This window comes from Sphingomonas sp. SDUR79, assembly GCF_056821745.1.
Genome location: NZ_JBPDIN010000001.1, coordinates 3504820 through 3531751 on the forward strand (window position 1 = coordinate 3504820; position 26932 = coordinate 3531751).

At 64.2% G+C, this 26932-nt stretch carries 19 protein-coding genes; 8 read left to right on the top strand and 11 right to left on the bottom strand.

The window, feature by feature from the left end; translation table 11 throughout:
• Positions 1 to 17 precede the first annotated feature (17 nt).
• A complete protein-coding gene (gene groL / locus ACRYLO_RS17330; protein WP_482661300.1) occupies positions 18 to 1637 on the top strand; it encodes a chaperonin GroEL in 1620 nt (539 codons plus the stop codon).
• A 217-nt stretch (positions 1638 to 1854) separates the two neighbouring features.
• Here the strand turns inward: groL and ACRYLO_RS17335 are convergent, their stop codons facing one another.
• On the bottom strand, positions 1855 to 2022 hold the full coding sequence (locus tag ACRYLO_RS17335) for a hypothetical protein (protein WP_482661301.1): 168 nt from the start codon (positions 2020 to 2022) through the stop codon (positions 1855 to 1857).
• A 1127-nt stretch (positions 2023 to 3149) separates the two neighbouring features.
• Positions 3150 to 3986, bottom strand: coding sequence for an Abi-alpha family protein (locus ACRYLO_RS17340; protein WP_482661302.1), 837 nt, complete (start codon positions 3984 to 3986; stop codon positions 3150 to 3152).
• A gap of 693 nt (positions 3987 to 4679) precedes the next feature.
• Between ACRYLO_RS17340 and ACRYLO_RS17345 the strand changes: the two genes are divergently transcribed.
• Both ACRYLO_RS17345 and ACRYLO_RS17350 read left to right on the top strand, forming a co-directional pair.
• Positions 4680 to 5345 carry a class I SAM-dependent DNA methyltransferase gene (locus ACRYLO_RS17345; protein WP_482661303.1) on the top strand — a complete coding sequence of 222 codons (666 nt, stop codon included), beginning with the start codon at positions 4680 to 4682 and terminating at the stop codon, positions 5343 to 5345.
• A 44-nt stretch (positions 5346 to 5389) separates the two neighbouring features.
• On the top strand, positions 5390 to 6193 hold the full coding sequence (locus ACRYLO_RS17350) for a hypothetical protein (RefSeq protein WP_482661304.1): 804 nt from the start codon (positions 5390 to 5392) through the stop codon (positions 6191 to 6193).
• Positions 6194 to 6281: 88 nt separating this feature from the next.
• On the opposite strand, the gene ACRYLO_RS17355 is transcribed toward ACRYLO_RS17350, so the two are convergent.
• Complete coding sequence (locus ACRYLO_RS17355; RefSeq protein ID WP_482661305.1) at positions 6282 to 8327, bottom strand: hypothetical protein; 2046 nt, start codon at positions 8325 to 8327, stop codon at positions 6282 to 6284.
• Positions 8293 to 10713, bottom strand: coding sequence for a sensor histidine kinase (locus tag ACRYLO_RS17360; RefSeq protein WP_482661306.1), 2421 nt, complete (start codon positions 10711 to 10713; stop codon positions 8293 to 8295). The genes ACRYLO_RS17355 and ACRYLO_RS17360 overlap by 35 nt, the downstream gene beginning before the upstream one ends.
• A gap of 173 nt (positions 10714 to 10886) precedes the next feature.
• Here ACRYLO_RS17360 and ACRYLO_RS17365 point away from each other — a divergent pair, with 173 nt between their 5' ends.
• Genes ACRYLO_RS17365 through ACRYLO_RS17385 form a run of 5 tightly spaced genes read left to right on the top strand, consistent with a single transcriptional unit; the run spans position 10887 to position 17547 of the window.
• On the top strand, positions 10887 to 11174 hold the full coding sequence (locus ACRYLO_RS17365) for an XRE family transcriptional regulator (protein WP_482661307.1): 288 nt from the start codon (positions 10887 to 10889) through the stop codon (positions 11172 to 11174).
• Positions 11171 to 12334, top strand: coding sequence for a cysteine desulfurase family protein (locus ACRYLO_RS17370; protein ID WP_482661308.1), 1164 nt, complete (start codon positions 11171 to 11173; stop codon positions 12332 to 12334). Before ACRYLO_RS17365 ends, ACRYLO_RS17370 begins: the two co-directional genes overlap by 4 nt.
• Positions 12328 to 13266 (top strand): DUF4007 family protein, encoded by a 939-nt coding sequence (locus tag ACRYLO_RS17375; protein WP_482661309.1) that lies wholly within the window; start codon positions 12328 to 12330, stop codon positions 13264 to 13266. The genes ACRYLO_RS17370 and ACRYLO_RS17375 overlap by 7 nt, the downstream gene beginning before the upstream one ends.
• A complete protein-coding gene (locus ACRYLO_RS17380; RefSeq protein ID WP_482661310.1) occupies positions 13259 to 16732 on the top strand; it encodes a hypothetical protein in 3474 nt (1157 codons plus the stop codon). Before ACRYLO_RS17375 ends, ACRYLO_RS17380 begins: the two co-directional genes overlap by 8 nt.
• A complete protein-coding gene (locus ACRYLO_RS17385) occupies positions 16729 to 17547 on the top strand; it encodes a phosphoadenosine phosphosulfate reductase domain-containing protein (RefSeq protein ID WP_482661311.1) in 819 nt (272 codons plus the stop codon). Before ACRYLO_RS17380 ends, ACRYLO_RS17385 begins: the two co-directional genes overlap by 4 nt.
• Positions 17548 to 18127: 580 nt before the next feature.
• Here ACRYLO_RS17385 and ACRYLO_RS17390 read toward each other — a convergent pair.
• The 7 genes from ACRYLO_RS17390 to ACRYLO_RS17420 form a co-directional block, all read right to left on the bottom strand.
• Positions 18128 to 19045 (bottom strand): HEPN domain-containing protein, encoded by a 918-nt coding sequence (locus tag ACRYLO_RS17390; RefSeq protein WP_482661312.1) that lies wholly within the window; start codon positions 19043 to 19045, stop codon positions 18128 to 18130.
• Positions 19046 to 19054: 9 nt separating this feature from the next.
• Entirely contained in the window at positions 19055 to 19276 is a 222-nt protein-coding gene (locus tag ACRYLO_RS17395) for a sigma factor-like helix-turn-helix DNA-binding protein (RefSeq protein WP_482661313.1), read from the bottom strand.
• A gap of 192 nt (positions 19277 to 19468) precedes the next feature.
• Entirely contained in the window at positions 19469 to 20389 is a 921-nt protein-coding gene (locus ACRYLO_RS17400) for a DUF2493 domain-containing protein (RefSeq protein ID WP_482661314.1), read from the bottom strand.
• Between the two features lie 304 nt (positions 20390 to 20693).
• Complete coding sequence (locus ACRYLO_RS17405) at positions 20694 to 21719, bottom strand: DUF7146 domain-containing protein (protein WP_482661315.1); 1026 nt, start codon at positions 21717 to 21719, stop codon at positions 20694 to 20696.
• Positions 21720 to 21777: 58 nt separating this feature from the next.
• The gene (locus ACRYLO_RS17410; protein ID WP_482661316.1) at positions 21778 to 23883 is read right to left on the bottom strand and encodes a ParB/RepB/Spo0J family partition protein; all 2106 of its coding nucleotides are present in this window, start codon (positions 23881 to 23883) and stop codon (positions 21778 to 21780) included.
• 128 nt (positions 23884 to 24011) lie between these two features.
• Positions 24012 to 25211, bottom strand: coding sequence for a DUF932 domain-containing protein (locus tag ACRYLO_RS17415; RefSeq protein WP_482661317.1), 1200 nt, complete (start codon positions 25209 to 25211; stop codon positions 24012 to 24014).
• Between the two features lie 172 nt (positions 25212 to 25383).
• Entirely contained in the window at positions 25384 to 26874 is a 1491-nt protein-coding gene (locus tag ACRYLO_RS17420) for an SH3 domain-containing protein (protein ID WP_482661318.1), read from the bottom strand.
• Positions 26875 to 26932 lie beyond the last annotated feature (58 nt).

Consider the following 26932-nt stretch of genomic DNA (forward strand, 5'->3'; position numbering starts at 1 on the left):
AGAAAGGAGTCAGGCAGATGGCTGCCAAGGAAGTGAAGTTTGCGTCCGACGCGCGTGATCGCATGCTGCGTGGCGTGGATACGCTTGCGAACGCAGTGAAGGTGACGCTGGGCCCCAAGGGGCGCAACGTCGTGATCGACAAGAGCTTCGGTGCGCCGCGCATCACCAAGGACGGCGTCACCGTCGCCAAGGAGATCGAGCTTTCCGACAAGTTCGAGAATATGGGCGCACAGATGCTGCGCGAGGTCGCCAGCAAGCAGAATGACAAGGCAGGCGATGGCACCACCACCGCCACCGTGCTCGCCCAGGCAATCGTCCGCGAAGGCTCGAAGGCGGTCGCGGCCGGCATGAACCCGATGGACGTCAAGCGCGGCATCGATCTGGCCGTGGGCGCGGTGACCCGGGACCTTCAGTCGCACGCGAAGAAGGTCAGCGCCAACAGCGAGATCGCGCAGGTCGCCACCATCTCCGCCAATGGCGATGCGGAGATCGGCCGCATCCTTGCCGAGGCGATGGAGAAGGTCGGCAATGAGGGCGTAATCACGGTCGAGGAAGCCAGGAGCCTCGAGACCGAGCTCGAGACCGTGGAAGGCATGCAGTTCGACCGTGGCTACCTCTCGCCCTATTTCATCACCAACACCGAGAAGCTGCGCGTCGAGCTCGACGACCCGTATATCCTCATCCACGAGAAGAAGCTCTCGAACCTGCAGGCGCTCGTGCCGCTGCTCGAGAAGGTGGTGCAGTCGGGTCGTCCGCTGCTGATCATCGCGGAGGATGTCGAGGGTGAGGCACTCGCGACCCTGGTGGTCAACCGCTTGCGCGGCGGGCTCAAGGTTGCGGCGGTCAAGGCACCGGGCTTCGGAGATCGCCGCAAGGCGATGCTCGAGGACATCGCGATCCTTACCGGCGGCGATGTGGTGAGCGAGGAGCTTGGCACCAAGCTCGAGAATGTCACCGTGTCGATGCTGGGCCGGGCCAAGAAGGTCGTGATCGACAAGGACAACACGACGATCATCGACGGCGTCGGCACCAAGGCCGATATCGACGGCCGCGTCGCGCAGATCCGCCAGCAGATCGAGACCACGACGTCCGACTATGACCGCGAGAAGCTCCAGGAGCGGCTCGCCAAGCTCGCGGGCGGCGTCGCGGTGATCCGCGTCGGCGGCGCGACCGAGGTCGAGGTCAAGGAGAAGAAGGACCGCGTCGACGATGCGCTGCACGCCACCCGCGCGGCGGTCGAGGAAGGCATCCTTCCAGGCGGCGGCATCGCGCTGCTGCGCGCGCTCAAGGCGCTCGAGGGGCTGAAGGCCGGGAATGACGATCAGCAGTCGGGGATCGATATCGTTCGCCGCGCGCTGCGCGCACCGGCGCGACAGATCGCCGAGAATGCCGGCGAGGACGGTGCCTGGATCGTCGGCAAGCTGCTCGAGAACCCCGACTATAACTGGGGCTTCAACGCCGCCACTGGCGAATATGAGGACCTGGTCAAGGCCGGCGTGATCGATCCGGCCAAGGTGGTGCGCACCGCGCTGCAGGATGCAGCCTCGGTCGCCTCGCTGCTGATCACCACCGAAGCGCTCGTGGCGGAGTTGCCGAAGGAGGAGAAGCCGGCATCGATGCCGTCGATCGACTATTGATCTGTGAGGGGCGGGCCTGGCAGTGCCTCGCTCGCCCCATTTCAAGCAACCAAGCCTGAGCCGGCTGGACCGGTCAACGGACCGCAGCGATCCACAGCTGCCCAACCTGCGTTCGGTCGAAGCGCCAGACCTCGACCGCAACGGGCCGCACGGCCCGTTGCACTCTGCTTGTGCCACCGTGCGGCAGATTCTGCGCGTCGCTGTGCGAGGCGTGCGATCAGCGCGCGAAGGGATCATATTCGCGGACGATCAGCGCAGGGTCGCCATCGAACTCGTGCGCCTCGACGACGCCGAACTTGTGCTCCTCGATCCGGAACACGACGACGACCGTCATGAGGGTGCGCGCGAGGCTCCAGGCGTTTTGCTGGGCGAGGTTGAGCGGCATCGGGATGCTCCTGTCCGGGAGCGGGGACCGCCCCCGCTCGACAGGCGCCCGACGGGTCCGGCGCATGGCCGCAATCACCGCCAGCACAGCGCAGCGGCCGCATGCGCAGTATGGCGGACCCTTTACGGGTTGATGGCGTCAGGCCGTGCGCCGGTCCAAGGAAGTGCCTCCAAGAGCGGGGAGGTCACCGTGGCGGCAGCCGTCCCATGCCGCCCCGCCGAGGCAGCCCTGAACAGTGCCCCCCGGATGCCGAAATCGAGAAGCGCCAATGCGTGAACACCCAGTCGCGTTCATGCAGCGGATGCGCCTCATGATCCGCCGGGGATCACGAACACGAGCTCATTTCCTGTTAGAAAAATGCGCCCATATTTCTAACAAGCGCCCCCGTCCAAAACTGCCAAGAGCGGTCGGTTCCACGCGCGTCTTGAGCCGAGCGCCCCCCACGCTCCGGTGGCCACAAGCAGCGACCTTGGCCCAGGCGCAGGACGAAGCAGCCTAAAGTCGCCGCAGGCACGGCGGCATATTGCTTTGCCGCACCGTTTGACAAACCACAGAATGGATTGCCCTTCAGCGCAGGATGCGACGATCCCGCGCAGAGTCGTTCCACCCAAACACCGAGCCAAGCACCCGCCGGCGTAAGGCGGCCAACAAATGGCCGCACCCTCGCACGCGGCCGACCGGCGGCGCGGCGTGCGCGCGGGCCTGTGGGCCAGCCGCCGCGCCGCCCCCCGGCCGCGCGAGTGTGCCACGCGGCAAACAAAGACACGCGACCCCTGGCAACACCGCAGGTGGTGCCAGTGTGCGCTCAACTGATCCCCGCGTTCCAAGCCGGTCGTGCGGAGCGGATCCGCACTGCTCAGCGCAACGTAGGCGTCCGGAATTGGGCCGGATGCCGACGGTATGCTTCGCATTCGCGCAAGTTCGAAAGCGGATGCTCGCCACAGCCACACTGCAACAGAATGAGCAATTTCGTTACACACTAAGGCGTTTAGATTCGGTGGGTTAATCCGGTGGACGCTAAGTCAGCTACAACCCCGATCGCAGCTGTGTGCGACATGAACCCCGATCCTGATAGCTGCACTTAGCGTATGGATCACTGAGCCTTCATCAACGATGGATAATGTACACTATGGCTCCGCTAGGGGCTTTAGTACAGCATGGGCTAACTTTTCGCCCAGAGTGGTAGAGGTTATACACTCAGATCGTGCCGTTACCTCTCCTATATACTGCAGAATGGCCTCCTGATTTCTCTCGATAGAAATTTCCTCTCGTAGTACATTTGGCCGCAGTTTGCGGTTTATCGTGCGAGGCGAGTGTACATTCGTTTCAAATATTTTTAACAGTCCAAGCTCGTTTAGTATTTCAAAGCTCTGTGGATGATAAGGGCCGGGTGAGGCCCGACCCTCCAAAAGCCACATTTGGAAGTCGTCGAGACAGAGATAACGACTTCCGGCTGTATTAATTTCTCGCGCTTGCTCAGGTGTTAAAGAATAAAATTCACGGAAAATGATGGCGTCAGGAGGCTCCAAGTCCTTTAGCTTGCGAACTAAACGAGCATCAGGAGCAATTCTCTCAGCTGCTACTCCGGCAAGAAGTCGTGCGAACATCGTCTGCAGATCGGGCTCATCTTGTTGCGAAGCAGCCTCAAACCAAGCCACCGCGAAACGCTCTGGGATTTTGCTAACATTAAGCGTGATCCCTGCGGCCTGAGCCTCGTCCTGCAGCTTTCTGTGCGTTTCGATTACATTCCGCAGGCGCCATGCGGCGATCCGGTCACCTAAAGCGACACCCCATAGGTCTGTAGTGGTATCTAAGATCGGTGCCACAAGTGATCGTGCAATTTCGATTCCACCCGAATCCATAGTAACATCTACCCATCCCAAAGTGCGCCGGAGCAGTGGTGTCGATGATTGATGCGCAGCCTCGCATCTTGCCGTCGATTTTAAAAGTGCCGAATAGTTCACCGTTGAATTTTGTAGTTGTCATGGGCAGCGGGGCCGACGTCGTTGCGGTCCGCGCAATTTGGTTGCCCAAAAGCACCCAGGCCGGAACCGGCCCAATTCATGTCGTGGCTGGCCCAGGTCCAAAACTTATGCCCTCAATCCTAGTGCCCATTTTGTTGCACTGTCGCGCGTCGCGCAACGAAGGTCCGCTTTCAGGAGGCGCTGATGTCGCGGTGAAAGCCGGATTTTAGGGCGCGTAGCTGTCCGGCAGCTTCCACCGAAAGCGGCCCATCCGCTGTTGGGCCGGTTGCGGACTGTCGGATAAGGAAGTGAGCTTCTACTGAAGCGGACAAGCAACCCGCCGACCGCCCGGGTGTAAACGAGATGATCCGGCCGCAGCCGAATTTGCGCTCATTGGGGCGTGGGTGGCAGGTCCAGATGATCTGGACCAGTTAGAGCAAAAGAGTTGGCGATGCTTACAATGAGCCCCAAGCGAGTATCTGGAGACATTTGGAAACCAGCCACGGCGCTTTGGCGACCGAGCGTGCGCCAAAAGGGGGAACATATCGGATTTGGCAAAGATGCCCGTGCTGCCGACTTCGCGTTCTAAAGATCACCGATCGGCGGAGCCGTCGGCCCGCCGGCCGAGCGTTGCAGCTAGGGGTGCAGATCGGTCAAATTTCCTATATTGAGCATCTAGGATTGGAGATGTCAGTGAACGAGGCCACCTCGAGTGTGATTGAAAGTGCGCCGTCCGTGGTCGAAGGAGTGCCTTTCACCGACGGCCCGGCCCATGACAATGCGTTTTACGACGTTCACGCGACAGCATATGCCGAGCGGACCGGGCTCTCCAGCGGCCCACCGCTGTTGGACGCGTTCATCGCCGCGCTGCCTGCAGGCGGCATGGTTGCCGATTTGGGATGCGGCGCCGGTCGCGACCTCACCAGTCTGCGCGATGTGGGACTGCACTGCACCGGCTATGATCTTTCGCCCGGTCTGGTCTCGCTGGCGCGCGCACGCTCGGGTGCGCCCATTGTCGTGACCGACATCCGCGCGCTCCGGCTTTTGCCGCAATCGCTCGACGGTGCTTTGGCGATCGCGTCGCTCCTCCATCTGACGCGGGATGAAATTCGCATGATACTGGTCCGGATCGCCGAATGGCTGCGTCCCCAAGGGATGTTTCTGGCGACGATGAAGGCGGGGCAGGGCACCGCGATCGACCGGGACGGCCGCGGATTTACCTATGTCAGCGCCGATGAATGGTTATCGTCATTGAACGGCGCCGGATTCGACATTGTACGATGTGCCCTGTCCAGCGCCGATTCCGACATCTCAAGTTCGCCGCACGACTGGATTGCCACCTTGGCACGCAAGCGGTGAGCGGGTTTCGGCCTGGCCGGCCGTTCTGGGTCGTCGTGGCGATGATGGCGCTGCTCGTGATTGCCGTCGGTGTGTTTGTCACGCTCGGCATTGTCGATTCCGTCGGTGCGCCGTCCAAGGAGGCGGCTGATTTCAAGGTTCGGGTGCTCACGAGTGGCGGCTCGGGGTTCGGCTGGAAGGATGTCGCCATCGCCATCACGTCGTTGGCGTCGGCGTTCGTTGCCAGCGCAGCCCTGCTAGTGTCGATGTGGAACACTCAGCGGACGATAGCAAGCGCCGAGGCGGCCGGGCATACGCAACGGCAGCGGGAGACGAACAAGGCCGAGCTCACGCGTCTCGAAGGCCAGATCGCGACGTTCCACATGCCCTATCTGGTCCTCTCCAGAGCGAACAACAACATGGCGCAGGATCTGCGCGATCGGCTGAACGACCCCAACTATCGCATGCTGATGAGCTTGTTCGTCCCTGGATGGCTCTCGTCTTTGTCCCGCGGCGACCAGACGCTGGTGCGCGAAATCTGCGCAACCGGGCTTCGGCTGCGGACATTCATCGAAGAACGAGCGGGCGATGTCGATCCCGCGCTCGCGGATCATCTGGCGCGCGCGGCGGCGCACTTTCGCATCCTCTGGCTTGCCTATCGCAAGCGGTTGGGGACGGACGCCGCGCCGTTCAGGCGCTATGTCTATCCCACCCAGCTCGACCGGGCGCTCCGGGCGGATCTGGCACGTCTTCAGGCGCGGATCGATCTGCTGCGCAGCGAACCCGACACCGCGCACCCGGCGATCGATAAGCTCGTGCTGCCAGCGGATGCGGTGCTGGATTCCTGGCCTGATCCGCCCCGCGTCTAGCAGCAGACAAACGGCCCGCGATCATGTGCCGGTCGAGCCGGACTGGGCCCCAATAAGACCCCCTGCGGCGGACCGGCGCGTCGCACGCCTAGGCGGTGCCGAGATCGGCAGCCGCGTCCGGTGCGGCCGCCGGTTCCGCCGATGGCGCGGCTGCCGCCGCTTCGCCATTGTTCGGGTCAGACGCATCTGCCGCTGGTGCGACATGATCAGTCGTCTCATCACGGGCGTCTTCGAGCGGGTTATGCTCGACCAGAATCTGGCACCAAGGAATCTGCCCCTTGGTTTTCTCCGATCGAAGCGAGCTTTCGATCCCGAAAGCCTGATCGCCGTCGCGTTGACCGTCCCGGCACAGTTTATCGAGCAGCATCTGCTGCTTGTCCGGGGATTTTAGGGACCCGAGATGGGTCGCCGCTTCGGGTTTCAGACTACCCTGGGGCAGCGACAGTATCTTGTCGAGCAACTCGGAGGCGAAGCTGCGACGATAGAGGATCCGCGGTTTGTCGGCGGGGCCGCGCTTTGGGATGACCACGCAGGCGGACTTGCCCTTGAGCGCGATCGTCGTCCGGACAGGTCCATTGATGCCCGCAAACACCACCGATGCCTTGGCGGTCATCGCGAACGCCGGGGCGACCGCCAGTCCGACCCGACCAAGGTCATTGAGCACGCGGCGTTGCAATTCATGCGCGTAGATCGGACGGAGCGTGCCCACCAGCCGATGCGCATCGGTGCCCACATCGTCATATTCGAGCGTTCGAATATCCTTCGCATTCCAGACGATATTGGCGGGCTTCTGCTTGCCGAACTGGATATAGTCGGCGATCGAACTGTCCGGCGCGTTGATCGCTTGGATCGACCCGGCGACCACCATCATGCGTTTGGCGTTTCGCTTCTTGTCGCGAAGGACCAGGTCACAGTCGGGGGTTACCACCGCCAGGATCTCGTCCGGTTTGCCGCTGTGGCGATAGAGGTCGCCCGTTCGCAGATCCATGCCCTCGCGCGCCGGGCGAGCATCGATCCGTGCGCGGAAATACAGTTCGGCGATGCGGTCGGTTGGGCCGTCAAACGCACCCTCGATATCGCCGCCCATATTGTTCTTGGTGGCGCCGGCGTCGAGTAACTTGAAACTGCTATGATCCCATTTCACCGACCGGGCGATGGCATCAGTCAGGACTTCGCCCAGGAACCAGTCCAGATAGCTACTGAAGGGTTGTCCTTCTTCGGCCAGGCGGAACCGCGAGAGATAGGCATAATCCTTCAATTCAAGGTCCGTGATTGTGTCCCACACGCCGGCTACGGCCTTGTCGACACCCGCGCGCCATTGCTGCAGCGCTTCCTCGATCGCACCGGCGAACTTGTGGCACTGGGCGACGTCAAGGAGCGCGTCGGCGGCAGCGCCCTCGACACTGATGCTGCCATCTTCTTCCTCGTCGAGATCATCCTTCGAGATATATTGGAAGCGGCTAGCGAACAGCTTGCTCTGGCCTTGGTTGATCTCCTGCCTAAATTTGTCGGCTTCGCGGCTGACGGCGTGCGACGACATCAGGATAACCGAAGGAACCGAGCCGGGCTTGCCACCCAGCACCTGGCGGAGCACGCCGAGCGAGTCGGTCCGGGCCTTGGTCTCGCGCACTGGGTCAGCTGGCCCTTTGGCGCTGAGCATCGGGTCAAGATAATAGTCGATGAAGATCGCGTCGGGTTTGAGCCGGGCGAAATCGGCCGCGCCGCCATCGGACCCGATGCGCGTCACCGACGTGCCCTTGCACTTTGCCAGGAGGCGCAGCAGCGGCCGCACGCGTCGCAGATTGTCGCCCTTGATTGTCGAAAAGCGCCCCGACGGATCGAACCGTGCCTCGAATTTTTCCACGAACTTGCCGTAGAGCTTGGTGATCACCGCACTCAGATCGTCGCTGGTATAGTCGGTCGCATGGATCGCAGCGATCGCGCCGGCGACTTCCGCATCGCCCAACTGCGCGCGCCGGAAGGTCGTCGCGTTCCCCGCATCTTCGAGGAACTCGAGCACCGGGCCGGCATCGTCATTCCCGATCAGCGGCGGGTCGAACGCATCATCGATGACGACGACCTTCTTGATTTCGCCGCGTTCAATGGCTGCGACGATCCGAGCTTCGTGCTTCATTCCCATCCCCCATGTCCAGGACAAACATGTTCAGGCGTCCCTTCCGCTGTCGTCCTGCATCGCTGTCCAGATAGATTTGCCAGTCATGATGGCTTGCCAGTTCGCGCGAGATGTAGAGGCCCAGACCTCGCCCCTGTGCAGCTGGCTTGGAGCTTATGAACGGCTGAAAGATGACCTCGCGCCGTTCGGGCGCGACGCCCGGTCCGTTATCCTCGATCGTCAGCGCGCGATCGACCGGATCGATCGTAATCCAGATTTCGGGTTTGAACCCGGTTTGAACCCGATCCTGCTGTTTGAGCCAGTAAAGCGAATTGGCGAGTAGGTTTTCGACGATCTGGATCGTCATCCCGCGGACCGCCTTGATCACCATTGGCGTTGGCTCGAAATTGACCTTGATGCGGTGGCGGTCGAACTCGTTTTCGTGAACCTGAAGGATTTCGCTGACCAGATCGGACAGGTCGAAACTGCTCTTCGACTGGCGCTTTTCGCCGGTAAGATCGTCAAACGCCGAAATGCGCTTCTGTAGCGTGGTCAATTGGCTATGCAGCGACCTAAGCGCCGCGTCCCGGTTGCGTCCCTGGCTGTCGGCCAGAAGCTTGAGCGTATAGGTGACCGACCGATCAAGCTCGTGGAAGATGAAGTCGGTCATCAGGCCGATCCCGGCAAGATAGACGAATTTCTCGCGCTCGTCGGTCACTTCCTTCACCGCATCGTCTATCCGACGAACAAGTCCTGCGCATTGGTCGGCCAACCGGTCGACCCCGGTTGCCACACGGTCGACCAGCGCCCGCGCTTTCGGATCGACTCGGTCGCGCAGTTCGTTGACGATCTCCTGCACTTCGTCCTGAGTGTCGCGAAATGCGAGCGCGCGCTCTTCCGCGTCGCGCTTGGTCAGCCGCTCCTGCTCGTCGATCTTGTTGATCAGAGACCGCAGCTCGGTGTGCACGACCCACATCATGATGGTCTTGAGGGCGCTCGCCGCGTCGGAGTCCATCAGCCCTTGCCGGTTGGTCTGCTCGCCTAGCGCCGTATGGGCCGACTTCACCCGCACCCGGCCGATCACCTGTTGCCGGTTCAGCTTGAAGCCGGACGAGCCGAATGCGGCGACGTCCAGCTGCAGCCAGTCGTCCTGCGGCTCGCCATAGGGCAGGACGCGAAAGCCGTATCGATACAGCATCGGGCCGCCCGACCAGTTCGCGACCTCCTGCTTGGTTTCGGACGGCGAGGCGGTGAGGCCGGGTACCTTTTCTACGACCCGCCGATTGAACCAGTAGATGTCGAAATCGAAGTCGCCTAGTTCCTTCAACGCTTGCGGGCGCATCGGCTGAACCTGGATCGCCGCCTGGCCGCGCTTGCCGCGGCGTTTGACCGTCGTCTGAGCGAGTGAATAGAGTTCGGCCCCGCGCTGGTCGATCTTCTCATCGGCATCATAGCGGTGATAGGCGACAATGCCCGTCAGGACCGGCTCGTCGCCCTCGAATTGAAGCCGACCGTGCGCCGATGCGTGCGCTGCATCGAGCAGCGACTGGGGCACCGAGGGCACAATAACGCGCGTGCTGTTATGATAGACCTTGAGCAGCCGGTTGGCCGCGCCCGCATCGAACGGATCGACCATGCGCGCGATCTTGTCGTGGAACATCTCCTGGAAGCGATCGAGATGCCAGTCGCTCTGCAACCCCAGCACGCGGATGAGGGTGCCGCCGTCTTTGGGATTGGACTTCTTCGATCCGACCTGCGGCGTGAACTCGATTTTCGAGATGTCGACTTCCTCGTCATGGGAAAACTTCGACCAGTCGATATCGAGTTCGTTCCAATGGCTGGCACCGGGCGGCGCGGTGACGATTTCCAGCAAATCGCCCAGTCGCATCGTCGACAGCCGGCCGACGCCTTTGTCACCGAGATACTGCGCACCCTGGATATTGTCGGCGCGGCGCGAACGCGTGCCAATCTTGAGAAAGATGTCGGTCAGATCCTCGAGCGTCATGCCGGATCCGAAGTCTTCGACATCGATCCAATTATGCGTCCGGCATGTCTCGCGTAGCCGCGCCTCGAAGGCTTCGGGTGTTTGGTTGCCGTCACCCAGTGCCTTCAGGAAGGCGGCCTTGTCGTCTTCCTTGGCGTTTGTCGGAACCCAGTCGGCAATATTGTCGATCACGTCCGCAACGCTCGCCCGGGTGCGGTCGGGCTTGAGCGTGACGCCGGTGAGCAAGTCCAGCGCCCGGCGCATGTCGTTCTTCGCCAAGAGTATCTGCGCGCTGATCTCGATCGTCTTCGACCCGGCATCGACGCCGTTCTTGATCAATTCGTAAAGCGCTACTTCGTCCGAACCGATTAGTTCTTTCCCCAACTCCAGGATGGTTCGTGCCGAGAAGCTGAAAGATGACATTGAAACTCCGTTTCCACCGATCAGAATTGGAACGCAATCGCTGCTAAAACAAGAATGAACTTAATATCCCGCGGTATGCCGCAGGGGCACTATAAGCTTTCTGCCGCTTGATCCCACGGTTGATCACACTATTTTATGTGCTATCCTACATAAAATTCTGTGGGGCGGCCCGAGTGAATTATGATCAGTTTTTGCAGGAGCTCGCGCGAGCCGGTCTCACCGTGAGGGCGTTTGCAGATCTCGTCGGCATGAAGCCCAATTCGATCACCAATTATGCACATAAGGGCGTCCCCTCCCACCTTGCCATCATCGCCGTGCTTCTTGCCGAAATGGGTAACCAAAGGATCGATTTCCGCAAGGCTTTGGAAAAGGTGCGGCCTACGCCCAAAAAGCCGCGAGGGGGCGCCCAGCCCGGACGTTTCGGCAACGATCCCCAGGCGATGATGGATCTTGCGCAATGACGGCCAGCGACATGCCGCCGTGCGTCTATCTCGACCATCACGCCACCACTCCGATCGATCCGCGCGTGATCGATGCGATGACCGACGCGATGCGGCGGTTCGTCGGGAACCCGAACAGTGTCGAGCACGCCGCCGGTCGTCAGGCGGCAGCGGCCATCGAGGCCGCGCGGTCCGATGTGGCGAAGCTGATCGGCTGCGATATCGACCAGCTCCTGTTCACCAGCTCGGCGTCGGACGCGATCCGCAAGGGTCTGGCGATCGCGCTATCGGATGCGCAAGGTCGGCGCCTGCGCGTGGCCGCGACGGCAGCCGAGCATCCGGCGATGCTCGCAGCACTCGCCGCGCTCGAGGCGGACGGCAGGATAGAGATCGTCCGACTTCCCATCGATCGCCACGGTCAGCTCGCCTTGAATGCCGTCAGGCAGGTGATCGCAACTCGGGTCGATCTCCTCTGCCTGATGATGGCAAATAACGAGGTCGGCACGGTATATCCGGCACGAGCCGTGGTCGAGGCTTCTGTCGATGCGGGCGTGCGGACCCTGATTGATGCTACCCAGGCGGCGGGGCGGCTAGATCTTCATCCCGTCGCGGCCAAATGTGACTTTCTGGTCCTGAGCGGTCATAAAATTTACGGTCCAAAGGGGATTGGAACTCTATTCGTCGCCGCCCCAAATGCCGCCTGCGACCGGATATTCGCTCATGCTGGGACACCCGACGTAGCCGCCATCGTGGGGATGGGCGTTGCCGCGCGTCTGGCGTCCGACCTGCGCGTTGCCGACGCCGAGTCGACGGCACGATTGCGCGATCGGCTCCAGGCCGGGCTGCTTGCGGAGCTTCCCTTTCTTGTTGTCAATGGAGACACCACGAGCCGGCTTCCGTACAGCTTGCACATTTCGCTTCCTGGCATTCCGAATGACGCCGTGCTCGCGCGGGTCGGCCATCGGTTGGCCATATCTACGGGCGCCGCCTGTGCATCGGGGGCGCAACAGCCATCGCATGTACTCAGCGCCATGGGCCTGCCCCAGTCGCTGGTCGACAGCGCGCTTCGCCTCTCGGTGGGCCGCTTCACCACCGAGGCCGAAATCGACCTTGCCGTCGACATCATTGTTGGCGCAGCACTTGCCGTCCAGGCGCTGGGCGTGGAAGGTGCGGCATGCTAACACCCTCGCGCTCCCAGTATCGATTTTCGGGACATGAAAGCTTCGCGTGTCGATATGCTTGGCTGCCCAAAGCCTATCGCGCGCTCAAGAATGATCCGACGATCTTTTCGGACGAGCCGCGCGCGATGGTCGAGCTCGGGCTCGGCAAGAACATGGTTCGCTCGCTGCGATTCTGGGTCGAGGTGGCAGGCATCGCGGCGGCGGACCCCGACCAGCCGCGCGGGCTCATGACGACCGAATTCGCCGACGATCTGCTCGGGCCGGAAGGGGCCGATCCCTACCTGGAAGATCGGCGTACGTTGTGGCTCATCCACTGGCAGCTCTGTTCGCGCAGCGAGAGCGCGCTGTTCGCCTGGGACTATCTTTTCAGTCATTGGTCTTATCCCGAACTTACCAGAACCGAGGCGCTAGCCGCCTTTCAGCGCGAATCAGAGCGCTTGGGCCACCAGCATTCGAAGGTGACGCTGGGACAACACCTTGACGTCTTTCTGCACACCTACCTGAGTGCGCGTTCGGGGAAAACGGCGCTGGAGGATTCGCTTGACGGCCCGCTGGTCGAGCTCGAACTTCTGCAGCCGGCCGGCGAGCGCAAGGACGTGGACGGCCGTTTCGAGACGGTCTACGCGTTCCGGCGAGAGCCGAAGGCCGACATCGCGCCCGCGTTGTTCAATTATTGCGTGCTCGATTACTGGAACCGATTCCACCCGAGCGAGAGCAGCCTTACGTTACGCGATATAGCGCTGGCGCCGGGCTCGCCCGGCCAAGTCTTCAAGTTGCCCGAGGACGACGTGCGGTCGCGGCTCGAGGCGGAACGCCACGGCGATGATGCGCCCTACCATTACCAGCCGTCGGCGGTGCAGGGATTGCTCTTCCGCGGCGCGGGGGCAATTTTGCTTCGGGACGTCTATGCGCAGGAGATCGTCCATGCCTAAGCATTCGAAGTCGATTGCCGGACTGTTCCACGTGCCCGAGCGGTTCGTTCGCTCGGTTCAGCTCGAACGCGATTTTGTGGATCCCGCCGCGCTCGACGACTATATCGCGACCCCGGCGATCGCCGACGCCTTCGCCCGGATCGCCGAGGGGCTTCGCCCGGGCGCGGGCCGGCGCGCCTGGCGGATCACCGGCGACTACGGGGTCGGCAAATCCTCGTTCGCGCTAGTGGTCGCGCAGATGCTGGCGGGCCGAACGAGCGACGGCGTCGCGCGGCTCGCCGGCGGTTTAGGGTGGGATGCGCGTGCGTCGGGCGCGCCCGATTTCTGGCCCATTCTCCTGACCGGCTCGCGCACGTCGATAATCGCGAGCCTGGCCCAGGCGATCGCGGCGGCCGTCATGGCCCGCCGACCGGCGCGTGGCCGCGTGCCGCAAGCGCATGCCGAGCTGATCGAGCGCGCCGCCGACGTCGAGCGGTCCGGCGATGCCGCGGCGCTCGAAGCACTCATCGCGGATCTGCGCGCGCTGGCGGCCGACCAGGGGCAGGGCTTGCTCCTAATCGTCGACGAGGTCGGCAAATTTCTGGAATATGCCGCACGGACCGATGGCGCGGAGGACGTGTTCGTTCTGCAGCGGCTGGCCGAAATGGCGGCGCGGAGCGGAAAGTATCCGTTCGTGCTGCTGACGCTGCTCCATCAGGGTTTCCATGCCTATGCCGAAGCGCTGCCGATGGCATCGCGCAACGAATGGGAGAAGGTCGCCGGTCGCTTCGAGGAAATCGTCTTCGACCAGCCGCTGGCGCATATGGCGGCGCTCGTTGCCGGCGCGCTGCGCGTCGATACTGGACGATTGCCCGCGACGCTCAGATCGGCGGCGGGGGATGTCGCCTCCGCGACCGCCGACATGGGCTGGCTCGCCGGTGGGACGGTCAGTGCGGCTGGCCTGGACGTGACGCGACTCTATCCGATCCATCCAACCGTTCTGCCAGTACTCGTCCGCTTCTTCGCGCGGTTCGGTCAGCACGAGCGCTCACTGTTCGGCTTCCTGCTCTCAAACGAGCCGTTCGGCCTGCAGAGCTTTGCCTCGCGATTGATCGATCCCCACCATTGGTACAGGCTGGATGATCTGTACGATTATGTGCGCGCCTGTTTCGGTCACCGGCTGGCCGGGGCTAGCTATCGCTCGCACTGGCTTCGCATCGTTGCGACGATCGACACCGCCGTCGTCACGTCCGATATCGAACTGCGACTGCTCAAGGCGATCGCGGTCCTCAATCTGATCGATGCGGAAGACCTGCTGCCAACCGACAGGGCGCTCGCTGCTTGCCTGTCACCTTGCAGCACCGGTGACCTCGATGCGGCGCTGGACGTTCTTCGCGCGCGCGGGACGATCTTTCGCCGTAGTGCGAGCGGGGGCTATCGCCTGTGGCCGAATGCCAGTGTGAATCTCGAAGCGGCGCTTGAGCGCGCCGCGCGGGCAGTCGGCGAGGTCCGCAACGTGGCGAGCGCGGTTATAGCCCATCTCCCGGCCGAGCCTGTGATGGCGCGCCGTCACTATCTCGAAACGGGGACGCTGCGCTATTTCGAAGTCCGGTACTGCCAAGCCGAGACAATCGCCGAATGCGCGACAAGGGATAGCCGCGCAGACGGCGTCCTGGTGGTTGCACTCGCCAACGACGCGGCCGCGCGCAGCGCGGCCGCGTCGATCGCCATGTCGCCGACGTTCGCTGGACGCAACGATCTGGTGTTTTGCCTGCCGCCCCCGCTGGCCGGCCTTTCGGGCGAGATACTAGATCTTCAGCTGTGGAGCTGGGTCGAGCAGAACACGCCCGAACTCGCCGAGGATCGTTATGCGGCGGCCGAGGTCGCGCGGCAGATCGCAGCTGCCCGGCGGCAACTCCTGGGCCGCGCCGACACCCTGATCGGGCTGCGTGGCGACGATGTGGCGCTGCACTGTCATTGGCAGGGTGCGCCCGTGCAGGCGTGGGCGACCGCACGCAGCCTCTCGTCCCTGCTCTCGTCCATCTGCGACAGGATCTACGATCAGGCGCCGTTGATCACCAACGAACTCATCAACCGGAACGCGCTCAGCACGCCGGCCGCCGCCGCGCGCATGCGGTTGGTCGAGCGCATCTTCCTGTCGGCAGAAGAAGCCGATCTGGGGCTCAACCCCGACAAGGCGCCGCCCGAAAAGTCGATCTATCTGTCCGTACTCCGGCAAGGCAGGGTCCATGTCGAGACGGCGGGCGGCCATGCCATCCTGCTCCCCGAGGCCGATGATCCGCTGAGACTGGGACCGGCGCTTCGCATGCTGCACGACGAAATCCGCAAGGGGCGCGGCGACCGGGTGGGGGTTGCCGATCTTATTCAAACGCTGTCGCGCCCGCCGCTTGGGGTGCGAGAAGGCGTGTCGCCGCTGCTCTTGGCGATCCTGCTGCGGACCAAGGGGCACGAGCTCGCGGTGTATGAGCATGGCACGTTCCTGCACCGGTTCGGGCCGTCGGACTTTCAGCGCCTCATCAAGGCGCCGCAATATTTCGACGTTCAGCACTGCCAAATTTCGGGCGTCAGGCTCGAGGTCTTCGAAGCGTTGGCCAAATCCATTGCGCAAGATCCCGACAGTAACGCGATCGAGTTGCTCGACGTCGTGCGCCCGCTCTGCCAGTTCGCGGCCCAGCTTCCCGAATACACTAAGAAATCGACCGGGCTGAGCCTGTCGGCGATCGCGGTGCGCGATGCGCTGCTCAAGGCGCGTGAGCCGCTGACGCTGCTGTTCGAGGATCTGCCCGCGGCGTGTGGATTTCGTGGTTTCACGCCCGATACCGATAATGGGAAAGCGACGGGGCGCAAATTCGCCATGCGTCTCCAAGAAGCGATTGACGAATTGCGCCAGGCCTATAGCGCGTTGCTCAAGCGAATTCAGGACAAGACCTCCGAGGCGCTGGGACACGAAAAGGGGTTCGACCGGGTGGCGTTGGCGACCCGTGCCGCGCGCGTCTCGCTCGTGGCACGCAATCCCCGTCTCCGCACCTTTGCGCTGCGCCTGCGCGATCCCGGTCTCTCCGACACCGCCTGGTCGGAGGCGCTGGCAAGCTATGTGGTGGCCAAGCCGCCGTCGAAATGGCTGGCGGCGGACGAGGCCCGATTTGCCGAGGAAGCCGGCGCCTTGGCCGAGCATTTTCGCAAGACCGAGGCAGCCGCCTTTGCGCATCCCGACATGGCGGCGCAACCGGACGCCGTTCGTCTCAACCTGACGCGCGGCGACGGCACCGACCTCGTCGCCATCATCGACGGGACCGGCGGCGAGGACATCCGACAGGAGGCCGATCTGCTCGCGGGACGCTTACCACGCGACGTAGCACTCCGCCGACGGCTGCTGACCGACCTGCTCTGGCGCGAGCTCGCGTCCGATCGTGTCGAGGAGATCGTCGATGGGGCCGCGGATACCGGCGCGCGCGACGTAGCATGACAACCGAACCCGTTCGCCATATTCTCAGCCTCTCGGGTGGCAAAGACAGCGCGGCCCTTGCCATCTACCTGCGCGACCGCGTGCCCGACATGGAATACATCTTCCACGATTCCGACAAGGAACTGCCCGAGACCTATGACTATCTAGCGCGGCTCGAGGCGATATTGGGGAAACCCATTGCCAAGACCTCGCCCGTCGACACGTTCGATCATTGGCTCGCGGTGTTCGGCGGCATGTTGCCGTCGAACCATCGGCGCTGGTGCACGAAGATGCTCAAGCTCAAGCCGTTCGAGGCCTATGTCGGCGACAGCGCCGTCATCAATTATGTCGGCCTGAGGGCAGACGAGAAGCGGGTTGGCTATATCAGCACGAAACCCAACATCACGGCCGTTTATCCGTTCATCGAGGATGGGCTGGTGCGCCAGGATATCATGCAGATCTTGGAGGATTCCGGGCTTGGTCTGCCACCTTACATGGCATGGGGACGATCGCGCTCGGGCTGCTATTTCTGCTTCTATCAGCAGAAGATCGAATGGGTCCGCCTCTATGAGACTCACCCCGATCTCTTTGCGCTGGCGCAGGAATATGAGGAACGCGCGGTCGAGTTCGGCGACCAATTTTACTGGTGCCAGAACGAGAAGCTGGCGGATTTGGCGACCCCGGATCGTCGGGAGCAGATCAAGCGCAACTGGGACGTATCGCAGGCTCGTAAACGCGCCCAGCGAAAAAATCTGGCGCTGGTCGAGACGCTCGGGGGAATGGAGCCCGACGACGATCCGGGCCTTCGCGACGGCTGCCTGATCTGTTCGCTGTGAGTGACCCCGGGGGGGCTGCGACCGGCGACGCGCTTTCGCCTGCTTTGTTCGATCACGCCTTGTCCGAGATGGGGGGCAGGACAGCGTCTAGGGGCCGCGCTCGTTTAGCGACTATGCTGCACGAACGGCAGCCAAAGCGTCGCGGACGACCCCGGAATACATCTCGATTGATCATTTCGATCGCCTGCCGTCGGCGCTTCGTCGGGAGCAGACAACGGTTCTACGGCTTGGAGACCCCTTAAAGCTGACGCCCAGCCGCAGCGCGATCGCGGTGGTTGGAACAGGCGTCGTGTCATCTCGACGACCTTGTTGACGGGCATCCGATTCGAGCGCCTTACCGGTTGCGCCGGACCTGGTGAGGCTAGTCGCGACCGAGGCGAGTATGAATTAACGACAGCTCTCAGGATCGAACCGCGAGGTCGGGAACGACCGATTATGAGGCGCAAAGCTGCCCTAAATCCGCGTCAGCGATCGTAACCGCCCGCGGCCGAGACCCAGTGGGGCTCGGTGCCGCGCAGCGGCATAGAGCGCGGTCGCGCCGAAGGCGCGAGACGCCTGACCAGCTCCGAGACCCAATCGATCAGACGGTGACCTCAGCGCGTAGCTGATCCAATCGCTCCAGGCTCAACGCTTCAACGATATCCCGCAGCCGCCCCACAGAAGCCGCGAGCGCATCCAGATCATCGACGCCGATCTCATAGCTGGGCGAATAGCGTGCCTCGACATAGGCGCGCTTGAGCAATTCGAAGCGGCGCCGATCGACTCGCATGGAGCGAGGCCACGCATCGACCAATCGGGGCTCCTTGTCCTCGGACAGCGAGCGCAGAAACTTGATGTTGTGCGATCGCGGAAAGTAAAGCGTTCGAACCAAGAGGAAGCACGCGTAGGCCGTTTCGGTGGCCTGATGCAGGTTGAACACCGCCTTGTTCCGCCAATCCCGATCGTTCCCCTTGCTGCTCGCAAAGGCGGCCATCTCGATCCAGTTCGCCAAGGAGACGCGCTGCTCGTCAAAATACCCCTGCGCCATCGCCAGCGCATCCGCCGCCGTCAGCGGCCTGGGTGCCGCCAGCGGATGGTTGGGCAGCTCATAGAGCATCACGCCATCGCGCACGATATCGACCCAGAAATACTCGCCGCGCCCGAGCGCCTTGTTCACCTCGTCGAGCGTGTGGACGATGATGTTGACCGGGCGCTGGACAGAAGGATCGTGGAGGATCTTGTCCTCGGCGATGTACCAGTAGCCGGCGATATCGGTCAGGTCCGCATGGCTGACGATGACCAGCAGGTCGAAGTCGGACTGATAGCCATTTTCGGGCTCGTCGACCCAATCGTTGCGCGCATAGCTGCCGAACAGGATGATCTTGAGGATCTTTCCGTTCTTCTTCCAGGGCTGGGTCGCGGTCGCGATCGCCTGCGCAAACTCGGTCATCAGCGTGTCGCGCACGCGGGCGAGCTCGGCCTGCTGGACGTGCGGAAGGTGATCGAGATCGACGCGCATGGTCAGTTCCTAGCCGTGGCGGGAGGGTTGCTCAATGTCTGCAGGGCCGCCCGCCAGCAGATGCCGCATCGCGCGCGCCATCAGCCGTTCGACCTCCTCCACGGTCACGCCAAGCTCGGCGGCGATGGCGGGATAGTCCATGTCGCGGAAGCGCGCGCTTTCGAACACCTGGCGCGCGCGCTCGGGCATGGTCTCGAGGCGGCGGCGAAGTTCAACAAGCTCTGCGTCCATGATCAGTCTCCATCCTGTGCCGGCCAAAGCCGGGCGGGAGAGGCCGAGCGGGCTCGCGCAGGAGGCGGGGTGCACCCGCAGGGCCGGAGCGCAAGCGGAGGACCTGGGGGCCAAGCCCCCAGGTTGCGGCGCGCCGGCGCGGGCCCAGGCCGGACGCGCCCGGCTTTGGCCGGAGCGTTGCGAGGGCGACCCTCATCGCCGGCGATGATCGAGGATCGCGATCCCTGCGACCCGCGCCTTGTCGAACAGATTGTCCTGGATGCCGCCACCGGGGAAGATGATGATCCCGCGCGGCATCAGGGCGATGACGCGGTCGTTGCGCTTGAACGGCGCGGCCGCACGGCTGAACCTCGCAAAGTCCGGCGCGAAGGCGACCTGCGGGACCTTGCGCTCGCGTGCCCACAGAGCGGCGATATGCTCGGCGCCGGTGCGCGACCCGCCATGCAGCAGCACCATCTGCGGGTGCCGGCCATGCACATCGTCGAGTAGCTGCCAGATACGGCGATGATCGTCGTAATCGGCGCCGCCGCTGACATAGATGCGCTCGCCGGGCGGAAGCAGCAGCTTCGCATCGGCATAACGCCGGTCGTTCACGAATTCGCGGCTTTCGATCACGGCCGCGGTCATCGCGCGCCGGTTGAGCATCGATCCGCTGCGCGGCAGCCAGGGCTTGCGCAGATGGTGGCGGAACTGTTCGGCAAAGGCCTCGCGAAATGCCTCCATCGCGTCGCGGCGCTCGATCATGGTGCGCCCTTCGGCAATCGCGGTTTCGAGCTCGACCGACCTGATCTCCGAGCCGTCCTGCTCGCGCTGCAGCCGACGCTGGCCAAGTTCATTGCCATCGAGCTCGCGCTCGATCCGCTCGACCGCACGGTGGAAGACATTGGTGAAGCCCCACAGCAGATCTTCAAGGTCGGGTTCGAGCCGTGTGTCGCCAAGACAGGCGATCATGCAATCGAAGGTGTCGGCGGCGGCGCCCTCGACCAGCCGGCCCTCGGGCAAGGGGCGGGGGTCGAGTTCATCGTCGAACGGTCTGCGCCCGAACAGTTCGAGTTCCTGGAGGAGCTGCGAGAAATGCGAGCCCTGCGGCTCCGCGCAATCATGGTCGGTCATGGCCTGTCTCCTGTCTGCTTGTCCGCGCCCCGCGCGGCCTTCGCGCGACAAAAGGCGGCGGGCGGCGCGGGCGCGCACCGCGAGCGCAGCGGCCGGCGCAGCCGGGAGGCCGAAGCGCAGCGAAGGACGGCGAAGCCCGGCTATTTTGTCTCGCGATGCAAAGCGGGCGCCCGCGCCCGCGGCGGAAAATAGCCGGGCGAAGCCGTTGCGCGCCCGCGCCGTTTGCCGCCCCGTCGCCCTCTGGAAGGCCGGGCGCGGCTCTCGCAGATGGACTGGCCCGCCACGCGCTCGCGGATGCACCAGGTCAGCGCAGGCCGCCCGCGTCCTTCGGCACGAGTTGCGGGCGCAGGCGCTCGACCAGCGCTTCGATCCCGTCGGCGCACAGGTCGCTGTTGAAATCGTCGCGGACTGAATCGAGCGGATGCAGCTCGATCCCGCACGCCGTGGCGCGTTCGGACAGGGCGGCGAACGCCATCGTCCCCGCGCGATCGGCCTCGCGCGCGACATAGAGGCGGCGCAGTGGCGCGGGGAAGGTGAGGGCGGCGAGGTGGTTTGCGGATAACCCTGCGATCATCGGCATGCGCGGCAGACCCATGCGGAGCGACAGGATTGTCTCGACGCCCTCGCCGAAGACCATCACCGGACCTGCTGAACCGAAGCGGACACCATTGCCGAGGAGATTGCCCATCGCGCGGCGCGGCCGTGCGAGCCTTGCCTTGGCGCAATCGGCAGGGTCGAGCCAGGTCCGTTGCACCCCGGTGATCGTGCCGTCGGCGTCGGTGATTGCGGCGATCAGCGCCGGCAATGCCCGGGCCGTATTGGCGGGGTCGTCAGGGCCACGACGAACCCAGCAGCGCGGATGAAAGCGCAGCCATGGCTCGGTGCGCACGCCACAAATCCCGCGCGTCCGCAGATAATGCTCGGCGATCGTCGCGCCGATCGGCCGGGACGCAGCGAACAGCCGCCGCGCCGCTGCGGGCGAGCCGTGCGGCACGCGAGCGGTATCCTCAACGGCAAAGAGCGGCTGCGGAAGCGACAGAAAGCGGCGTGCCTCGGCAAGCGTGTCGGCGAGCGCGCGGTGGCCGCAATGGGCCCCGATCAGGTCGAGCAGATCGCCATGCTCGCCGGTCGCGGCATCGGTCCATTTGCCGGCGGCGCCCTTGCCGCGATCGGGACCTTTCAGCCGGACATAAAGGCTGTGCCCTTTGGAGCCGTGCACATCGCCAGCGATCCAGTAGCGGCCGTCGCGATGGCCGGCGGAGAGATAGTGGCGACACACGGCTTCGGCGTTGCGTGCGAGCTGCCGGGAGATGTCGGAGGCACGGGCCATGACAGGCTCCTGCAAAGATGGGGACCCGCCGCACGACGGGTCCCCGGAGGTGCCCGGCCTATTCGGCGGCGATGGCGAGCGGTGCTTCGTCCCCCGCATCGTCGCCCGGCTGCTCTGCCGCGCCGGTCTCGGCCGGCGCGACCGGCGGCGCGGGGTCGGGCGCGACGGGCGTGCGCAGCGGTTCGGCGAGCCAGCCGCTGTCCGCGAGGATCGCCTCGGCCTCGCGCGCCATGTCGGGCTTCTTGAGGCCGGTAAGCCGGGCGGCAGTCTCCGGACCCTTTGCTTCCTCGACCGCGGCAAGGATCCGCAGCTTGGTCACGCGGCCGAGATAATTGTCGACGCTCGCTGACCAGCCCGCGGCAACCGGATCGAGCCCGGAAGCACGCGCGAGGATGTGCGCGTGCGCGATCCGTCCGGCGACCGCCCGCGCCGACACCCGGCCGCCATTGTAGCGGTTGGCCGGCTCCCACACGGCGTTGATGCCGAACGATGCGCAATGCGCAAACAGCAGCGCCTGGTCCTCGGCGCTCAGGCAAGCGAGCATGTCCCAAAGCTGCTCGGGATCGTCGGGAAGCCGCTCGCCCCAGGCAGCATGGCGCTCGTCGATCGCCCGTGCCGGGAGCGAATCCGACAGACCCGGTGCCTGGGCGGCGAGCGTGCCACCGCGCAGCGCGATGCCGATGCAGCTCTCGGTGCCGCAATAGGCATAGAAGGTGTCGAGCACGACCGCGTGTAGTACAGCAGCGAACGCCACCTGCGGACTGAGCGCGACGGCGTTGCGCAGCGCCAGGGTCCGCCAGCTGGTCAGCTCGGTGACGAGCCGGTCGGGAAGCGGCTTGCGCAGATCGTCCGGATCCTCCTCCTCGTCCGCGCCATCCCCCGCGTCCGCAGCCGGCTCGTCGGGTGCCGCGTCCGCAGCGATGCCGTCCTGGCCAAGGGGCGCGTCCGCCTCGCCGTCGTCCGCGGCGTCGCAAGCAATGACAGGCTCGTCCTCGGGACGGACATAGCCACGATCGACCTCGAGATTGCCAAAGCGGTCGATCGTGACGAACGCGCCTGCGCGCGCCAGCTCTTCGGGATCATAGACAAGCGGTCGCTGGACCAGTCCTGCGATCTCCTCGTCGATCTCAGTCACCCGGACATTGACATGGTCGGGGATGTCGCGCGCTTCGGCCCATTCGGTTTCGAGCGCATCGGCTTGCGCGCGGAGCGCCGCCAGCCGCGCTTCCTGCTCTTCGGTCAGCTCGGTCTGCGCGCCCGCAATCGGACGCATGCCGTCATGATAGCGATAGGGCAGGTCGATCGCGGCGACGATCCATTTCCAGCCCTCCATGCCGATGCGCTCGGCTTCGGCACTAAGCTTGGCGGCGACCAACGTCTCGAGCAGGCCGACATCCTGGAGCCAGCCGCCATCATCATCCTCGAACAGATCGCGCAGCACATAGCCGCCGGCGGCGACATAGGCGTCGAGCCCGACGAAGCGCGCACGCTTGTCGCTCGCGCGCACCGCCTGCTCGGTGAGTTTGCTGCGGATCATCCAGGGCAGCTTGTTGTGGCTCGACTGCAACTGCTCCCAGACCTGCTCCTGCCGTGCATGGTCCTCGGATACGCAGAAGGCCATCAGCTGCTCGAGCGTCATGCCGTCCTCGGCATAGATGGCGTGGAGCGTTGGCGAGACCGAGGCGAGCCGCAGGCGCTGCTTCACCACCGCAGGCGTGGTCATGAAGGTCGCGGCGATCGTCTCGACATCGGTGCCTTGGTCGGCGAGCTGCTGCATCGCGCGGAACTGGTCGAGCGGGTGCAGCGCCTCGCGGTGGGTGTTCTCGGCGAGCGAATCCTCTTCGGCCGAGATGGCGTCATCCTCGCGCACGATGCAGGGGACCGGCGCGGTGCGGGCGAGGCGCTTGCCCTTGACGAGCTGCTGGAGCGCGCGGAAGCGCCGGCCGCCGGCGGGCACCTCGAACTTGCCGGTGGGATTGCCCGCACCGTCGCGCTCGGCGCGCACGGTCAGGCTCTGCAGCAATCCCCGCCGTGCGATGTCGGCGGCGAGCGTGTCGATCGACACTCCGGCCTTGACGCGCCGGACGTTGGACTGGCTCAGCACCAGCAGGTTGAACGGAATGTCGCGCGATGCGCTGAGCGCGATCCTGGCATGCTTGGTCATGGGACTTCTCCATGACGGGCGGCCGGGAGACTCTCTCTCGACCTCCAACCCGTCATGAAGCCGGCGCAGCCCTCTACCTCTGAGGGAGGAGAGGACTGCGCCGGACCCGAACGCGACGCCGGGGAGGATCAGTGGGCTGCGGCCAGGAGCTTGGAGGCCTTGGCCTCGAGATCGAGGCGCGCATCCTGGTGCGGCCGCGCCCGCGCCAGTGCGGTGATCCCCTGGACAAAGTCGAAGATCGAGGCGGGCGGGTGCCCTTCCTCGTCGAGCACCGTCGCGATGATCTTGCCGGTTTCGGCCCTGGAGAAGCCGCGCTTGCGCAGGAAATCCTGGCGATCCTCGTCGGTGCGCGCGACGATCCGCTGCCGGGCCGCCATGATGCCCGTCATGAAGGGCTGGGGCGACGATGTCGCGAAGCGCTCCAGCGCCGGCGCCGCCTCGTGCGCGAAGCGATTGGCGGCGAACTTGGAGTGGCGGATGCTGATTTCCTCGAAGCCCTCGGCACCCCAGATGTTGCGGTTCATGCAGACCGCGCGGAGGTAGAAGCTCGCGATGCCGAGCGTCTTCGCGCCGACCTCGCTGTTCCAGCAATAGAAGCCGCGAAAGAACAGGTCCGGGTCGCCATTGGGCAGCCTGCCCGCCTCGATCGGATGCGCGTCATCGACCAGGAACAGGAACACGTCGCGGTCGCTCGCGTACAGCGTCGTGGTATCCCTGGTCACCTCGACATGCGGGTTGTGGGTCATGGTCGACCAGTCGAGCAGGCCCGGTACCTTCCAGCGTGTATCGCCGGTGCCGTTGCCGGCGATCTTCATCACCGCGGCGACCAGCTCATGGTCCCAGATCCGGCCATAGTCTGGGCCGGTCACGGCCCGCAGCTCGGTGCGTCCATCCTCGGTCTCGAGCGTCTTGATCAGCTCGCCGCGATGGCTGAGCAGTCCGTGCTGGAGGTTGATACCGGCGAGCGGCGCGGGCAGCTCGCGCAGATAGCCCGACGGCGCTCCGACGAGGCTGCACAGCTGCCCGAACGACCAATGGGTCGGGGCAACCGGTTCGTCACGGCCCGGCACGATCAGCGCGAGCCGTTCGGCATTGTCCCGGGCCGCCTCGATGCGGACCGCGCGGGTCTCAACGGTGCGGGTGGTGGCACGCCGCGCGCGTGCCTCGACCGCTGCGTGAAGCTCGCTGAGCGAGAGATAGCGCTCGTCGTCGGGGCGCGAGAACCATTCGGACGCGACGCGGCCGATGCGCGAACCGCGCGAGATGTCGACCTTGTAGGCCCTGGACCGCGAGGGCGGCGCGGGATCGTGATTGAGGACAGTTGCCATGGAAATTCTCCGCGACGGGCGCCGCGAGACTCTCTCTCGGCTCCGACCCGTCACGGCCGAACCGGCCGCACTCTTCCTCTCAAGGGGGCGTTGCGGGGGATTTGCTCCCCCGCAGAAGGGGTAGGGCCAGACCGAAGGGCTGGCCGTCAGGGGAAGGCTTTCCCCTCGAGCATCATTCGGGCACCACGCGAAGATTGCCGCGATGGATCCAGCCCTCGACCGGAGCATCGGACGCATAATCATACACCGCGACACGCGCCCAATCGCCGCGTGCGTCCCGCACTTCCACCCATTGGTCGGGATAGACGATCCTGATCACGAGCCCTTGCCGTTCTGGCGATACGCGCAGATTGGCGCGGCCATGAACATAGCGGATATGCTTGCGGTCGCCTGCATCGCGTGACGCTGCGAGATCTTTGCGAAGGGCTTTGAGTTCCGCGGTCGCTTCTACGATTTCCTTATTGGGCTCGGGCTCAGCTCGAAAGGGGATGAGCTCGGGATAGAGCGCAAGCACACCGGCAATAGCGCCGATGATCCCGACCACACCGGCCATATTGACAGGCGATGTCGCCCAGCTGCCTGCGCCCCGGATCAGACCGATCACGCGCTCGAGAAGTGCCAAACGTGCGGACGGAGGCGCATCGTCATCGTCCAGTACTTCAATCGCATCGAGTACCGAATCGAACAGAGGCCCTTCAACCCGATCAGCATCATACTCGTGGAGCAGGTCCGAGGCCGCGCCGCGCGCAATCTCTCCATCCAGCGCCAGCGACGCAATGGACTGATAACCGGGCCGGTACATCGCCGCAGCTTCGCGTTCGAACTGCGTAAGTATTGACGATGCGGTTAGCCCCTGCGCGGCGGCCAGTACGGAACTGGAAATGCCAAGGCCGAGCATGCGGTTGGCAGTGGTCCAGCGATCCGCGCCCATCTGCGTCAGACCAAAAATCTTGGAGAGGTTGCCAACCGTGTTGAAATACGAGTCGGCGGTGAAAAGCTTGCCGATCGCGTCCTGCTCGCGAAATGCGCGGCCAAGCAATTCGCCGCGGGCAAATTGATCTAGGCGCGTTTGTCCGATCGTCCCCAGGTTGACGCTGTCGAGACCGCGGCTCAGCTGGATCAGCTTGTTGTGGCGGTTGAGGTCGCGCATGACGGAGCCGACACCGAGCGCCTCGGTAATGCGACGTGCGGCATCCTTCTGGCCAGTCTCATAATCGAGATGGTAGCGGCGCGCGCCTGCGAGAAGCCGTTCGCTCGGTTTGGCGTTATCCCCGGCCTCTGCGGGCTCGGGAGCGCTTCCTTCCTCGGCATCGCGCTTCCTGGCGGCGTCGAGGGAGTGGAAAATCGGGATCGCCGCGACGAGCAGCTGTTCAGCGATTGTCTCCAGCCGGTCCGTATCCAGCGCGTCGATGATGGCTGGATCCAGGCCGGGCCTGTCGGTTTGCTCGACATCTTCGCGCGGCGCGACGCGCTCGCGCAACAGGATCCGCAGAAACTGCGCGCCATCCTGCCAGCGGCGCGTGCGTTCGCCCTCGCCGAACCATTTGAGGAAGGAGACGGTGCGGATGCGAACCGAGACTTCGCCGATCCCCGGCAACACTGCCGTTGCCGACTTGAGGGCCTGGGAAATATCGAAGCCCTTGCGCGGAACATCATCGGTCATCCGAACCGCTTAGCACCGGATTTCGGGCGACGGAGCCGGTTTTCATGGCGACTATGGT

Coding starts and splice junctions, on each gene's coding strand:
- ACRYLO_RS17395 (WP_482661313.1), bottom strand. CDS start 19,276: ATGGACGCAGAGCTTGTTGAACTTCGCCGCCGCCTCGAGACCATGCCC.
- ACRYLO_RS17370 (WP_482661308.1), top strand. CDS start 11,171: ATGACGGCCAGCGACATGCCGCCGTGCGTCTATCTCGACCATCACGCC.
- ACRYLO_RS17360 (WP_482661306.1), bottom strand. CDS start 10,713: ATGTCATCTTTCAGCTTCTCGGCACGAACCATCCTGGAGTTGGGGAAA.
- ACRYLO_RS17375 (WP_482661309.1), top strand. CDS start 12,328: ATGCTAACACCCTCGCGCTCCCAGTATCGATTTTCGGGACATGAAAGC.
- ACRYLO_RS17380 (WP_482661310.1), top strand. CDS start 13,259: ATGCCTAAGCATTCGAAGTCGATTGCCGGACTGTTCCACGTGCCCGAG.
- ACRYLO_RS17385 (WP_482661311.1), top strand. CDS start 16,729: ATGACAACCGAACCCGTTCGCCATATTCTCAGCCTCTCGGGTGGCAAA.
- ACRYLO_RS17415 (WP_482661317.1), bottom strand. CDS start 25,211: ATGGCAACTGTCCTCAATCACGATCCCGCGCCGCCCTCGCGGTCCAGG.
- ACRYLO_RS17400 (WP_482661314.1), bottom strand. CDS start 20,389: ATGACCGACCATGATTGCGCGGAGCCGCAGGGCTCGCATTTCTCGCAG.
- ACRYLO_RS17355 (WP_482661305.1), bottom strand. CDS start 8,327: ATGAAGCACGAAGCTCGGATCGTCGCAGCCATTGAACGCGGCGAAATC.
- ACRYLO_RS17405 (WP_482661315.1), bottom strand. CDS start 21,719: ATGGCCCGTGCCTCCGACATCTCCCGGCAGCTCGCACGCAACGCCGAA.
- groL (WP_482661300.1), top strand. CDS start 18: ATGGCTGCCAAGGAAGTGAAGTTTGCGTCCGACGCGCGTGATCGCATG.
- ACRYLO_RS17420 (WP_482661318.1), bottom strand. CDS start 26,874: ATGACCGATGATGTTCCGCGCAAGGGCTTCGATATTTCCCAGGCCCTC.
- ACRYLO_RS17350 (WP_482661304.1), top strand. CDS start 5,390: ATGGCGCTGCTCGTGATTGCCGTCGGTGTGTTTGTCACGCTCGGCATT.
- ACRYLO_RS17335 (WP_482661301.1), bottom strand. CDS start 2,022: ATGCCGCTCAACCTCGCCCAGCAAAACGCCTGGAGCCTCGCGCGCACC.
- ACRYLO_RS17390 (WP_482661312.1), bottom strand. CDS start 19,045: ATGCGCGTCGATCTCGATCACCTTCCGCACGTCCAGCAGGCCGAGCTC.
- ACRYLO_RS17410 (WP_482661316.1), bottom strand. CDS start 23,883: ATGACCAAGCATGCCAGGATCGCGCTCAGCGCATCGCGCGACATTCCG.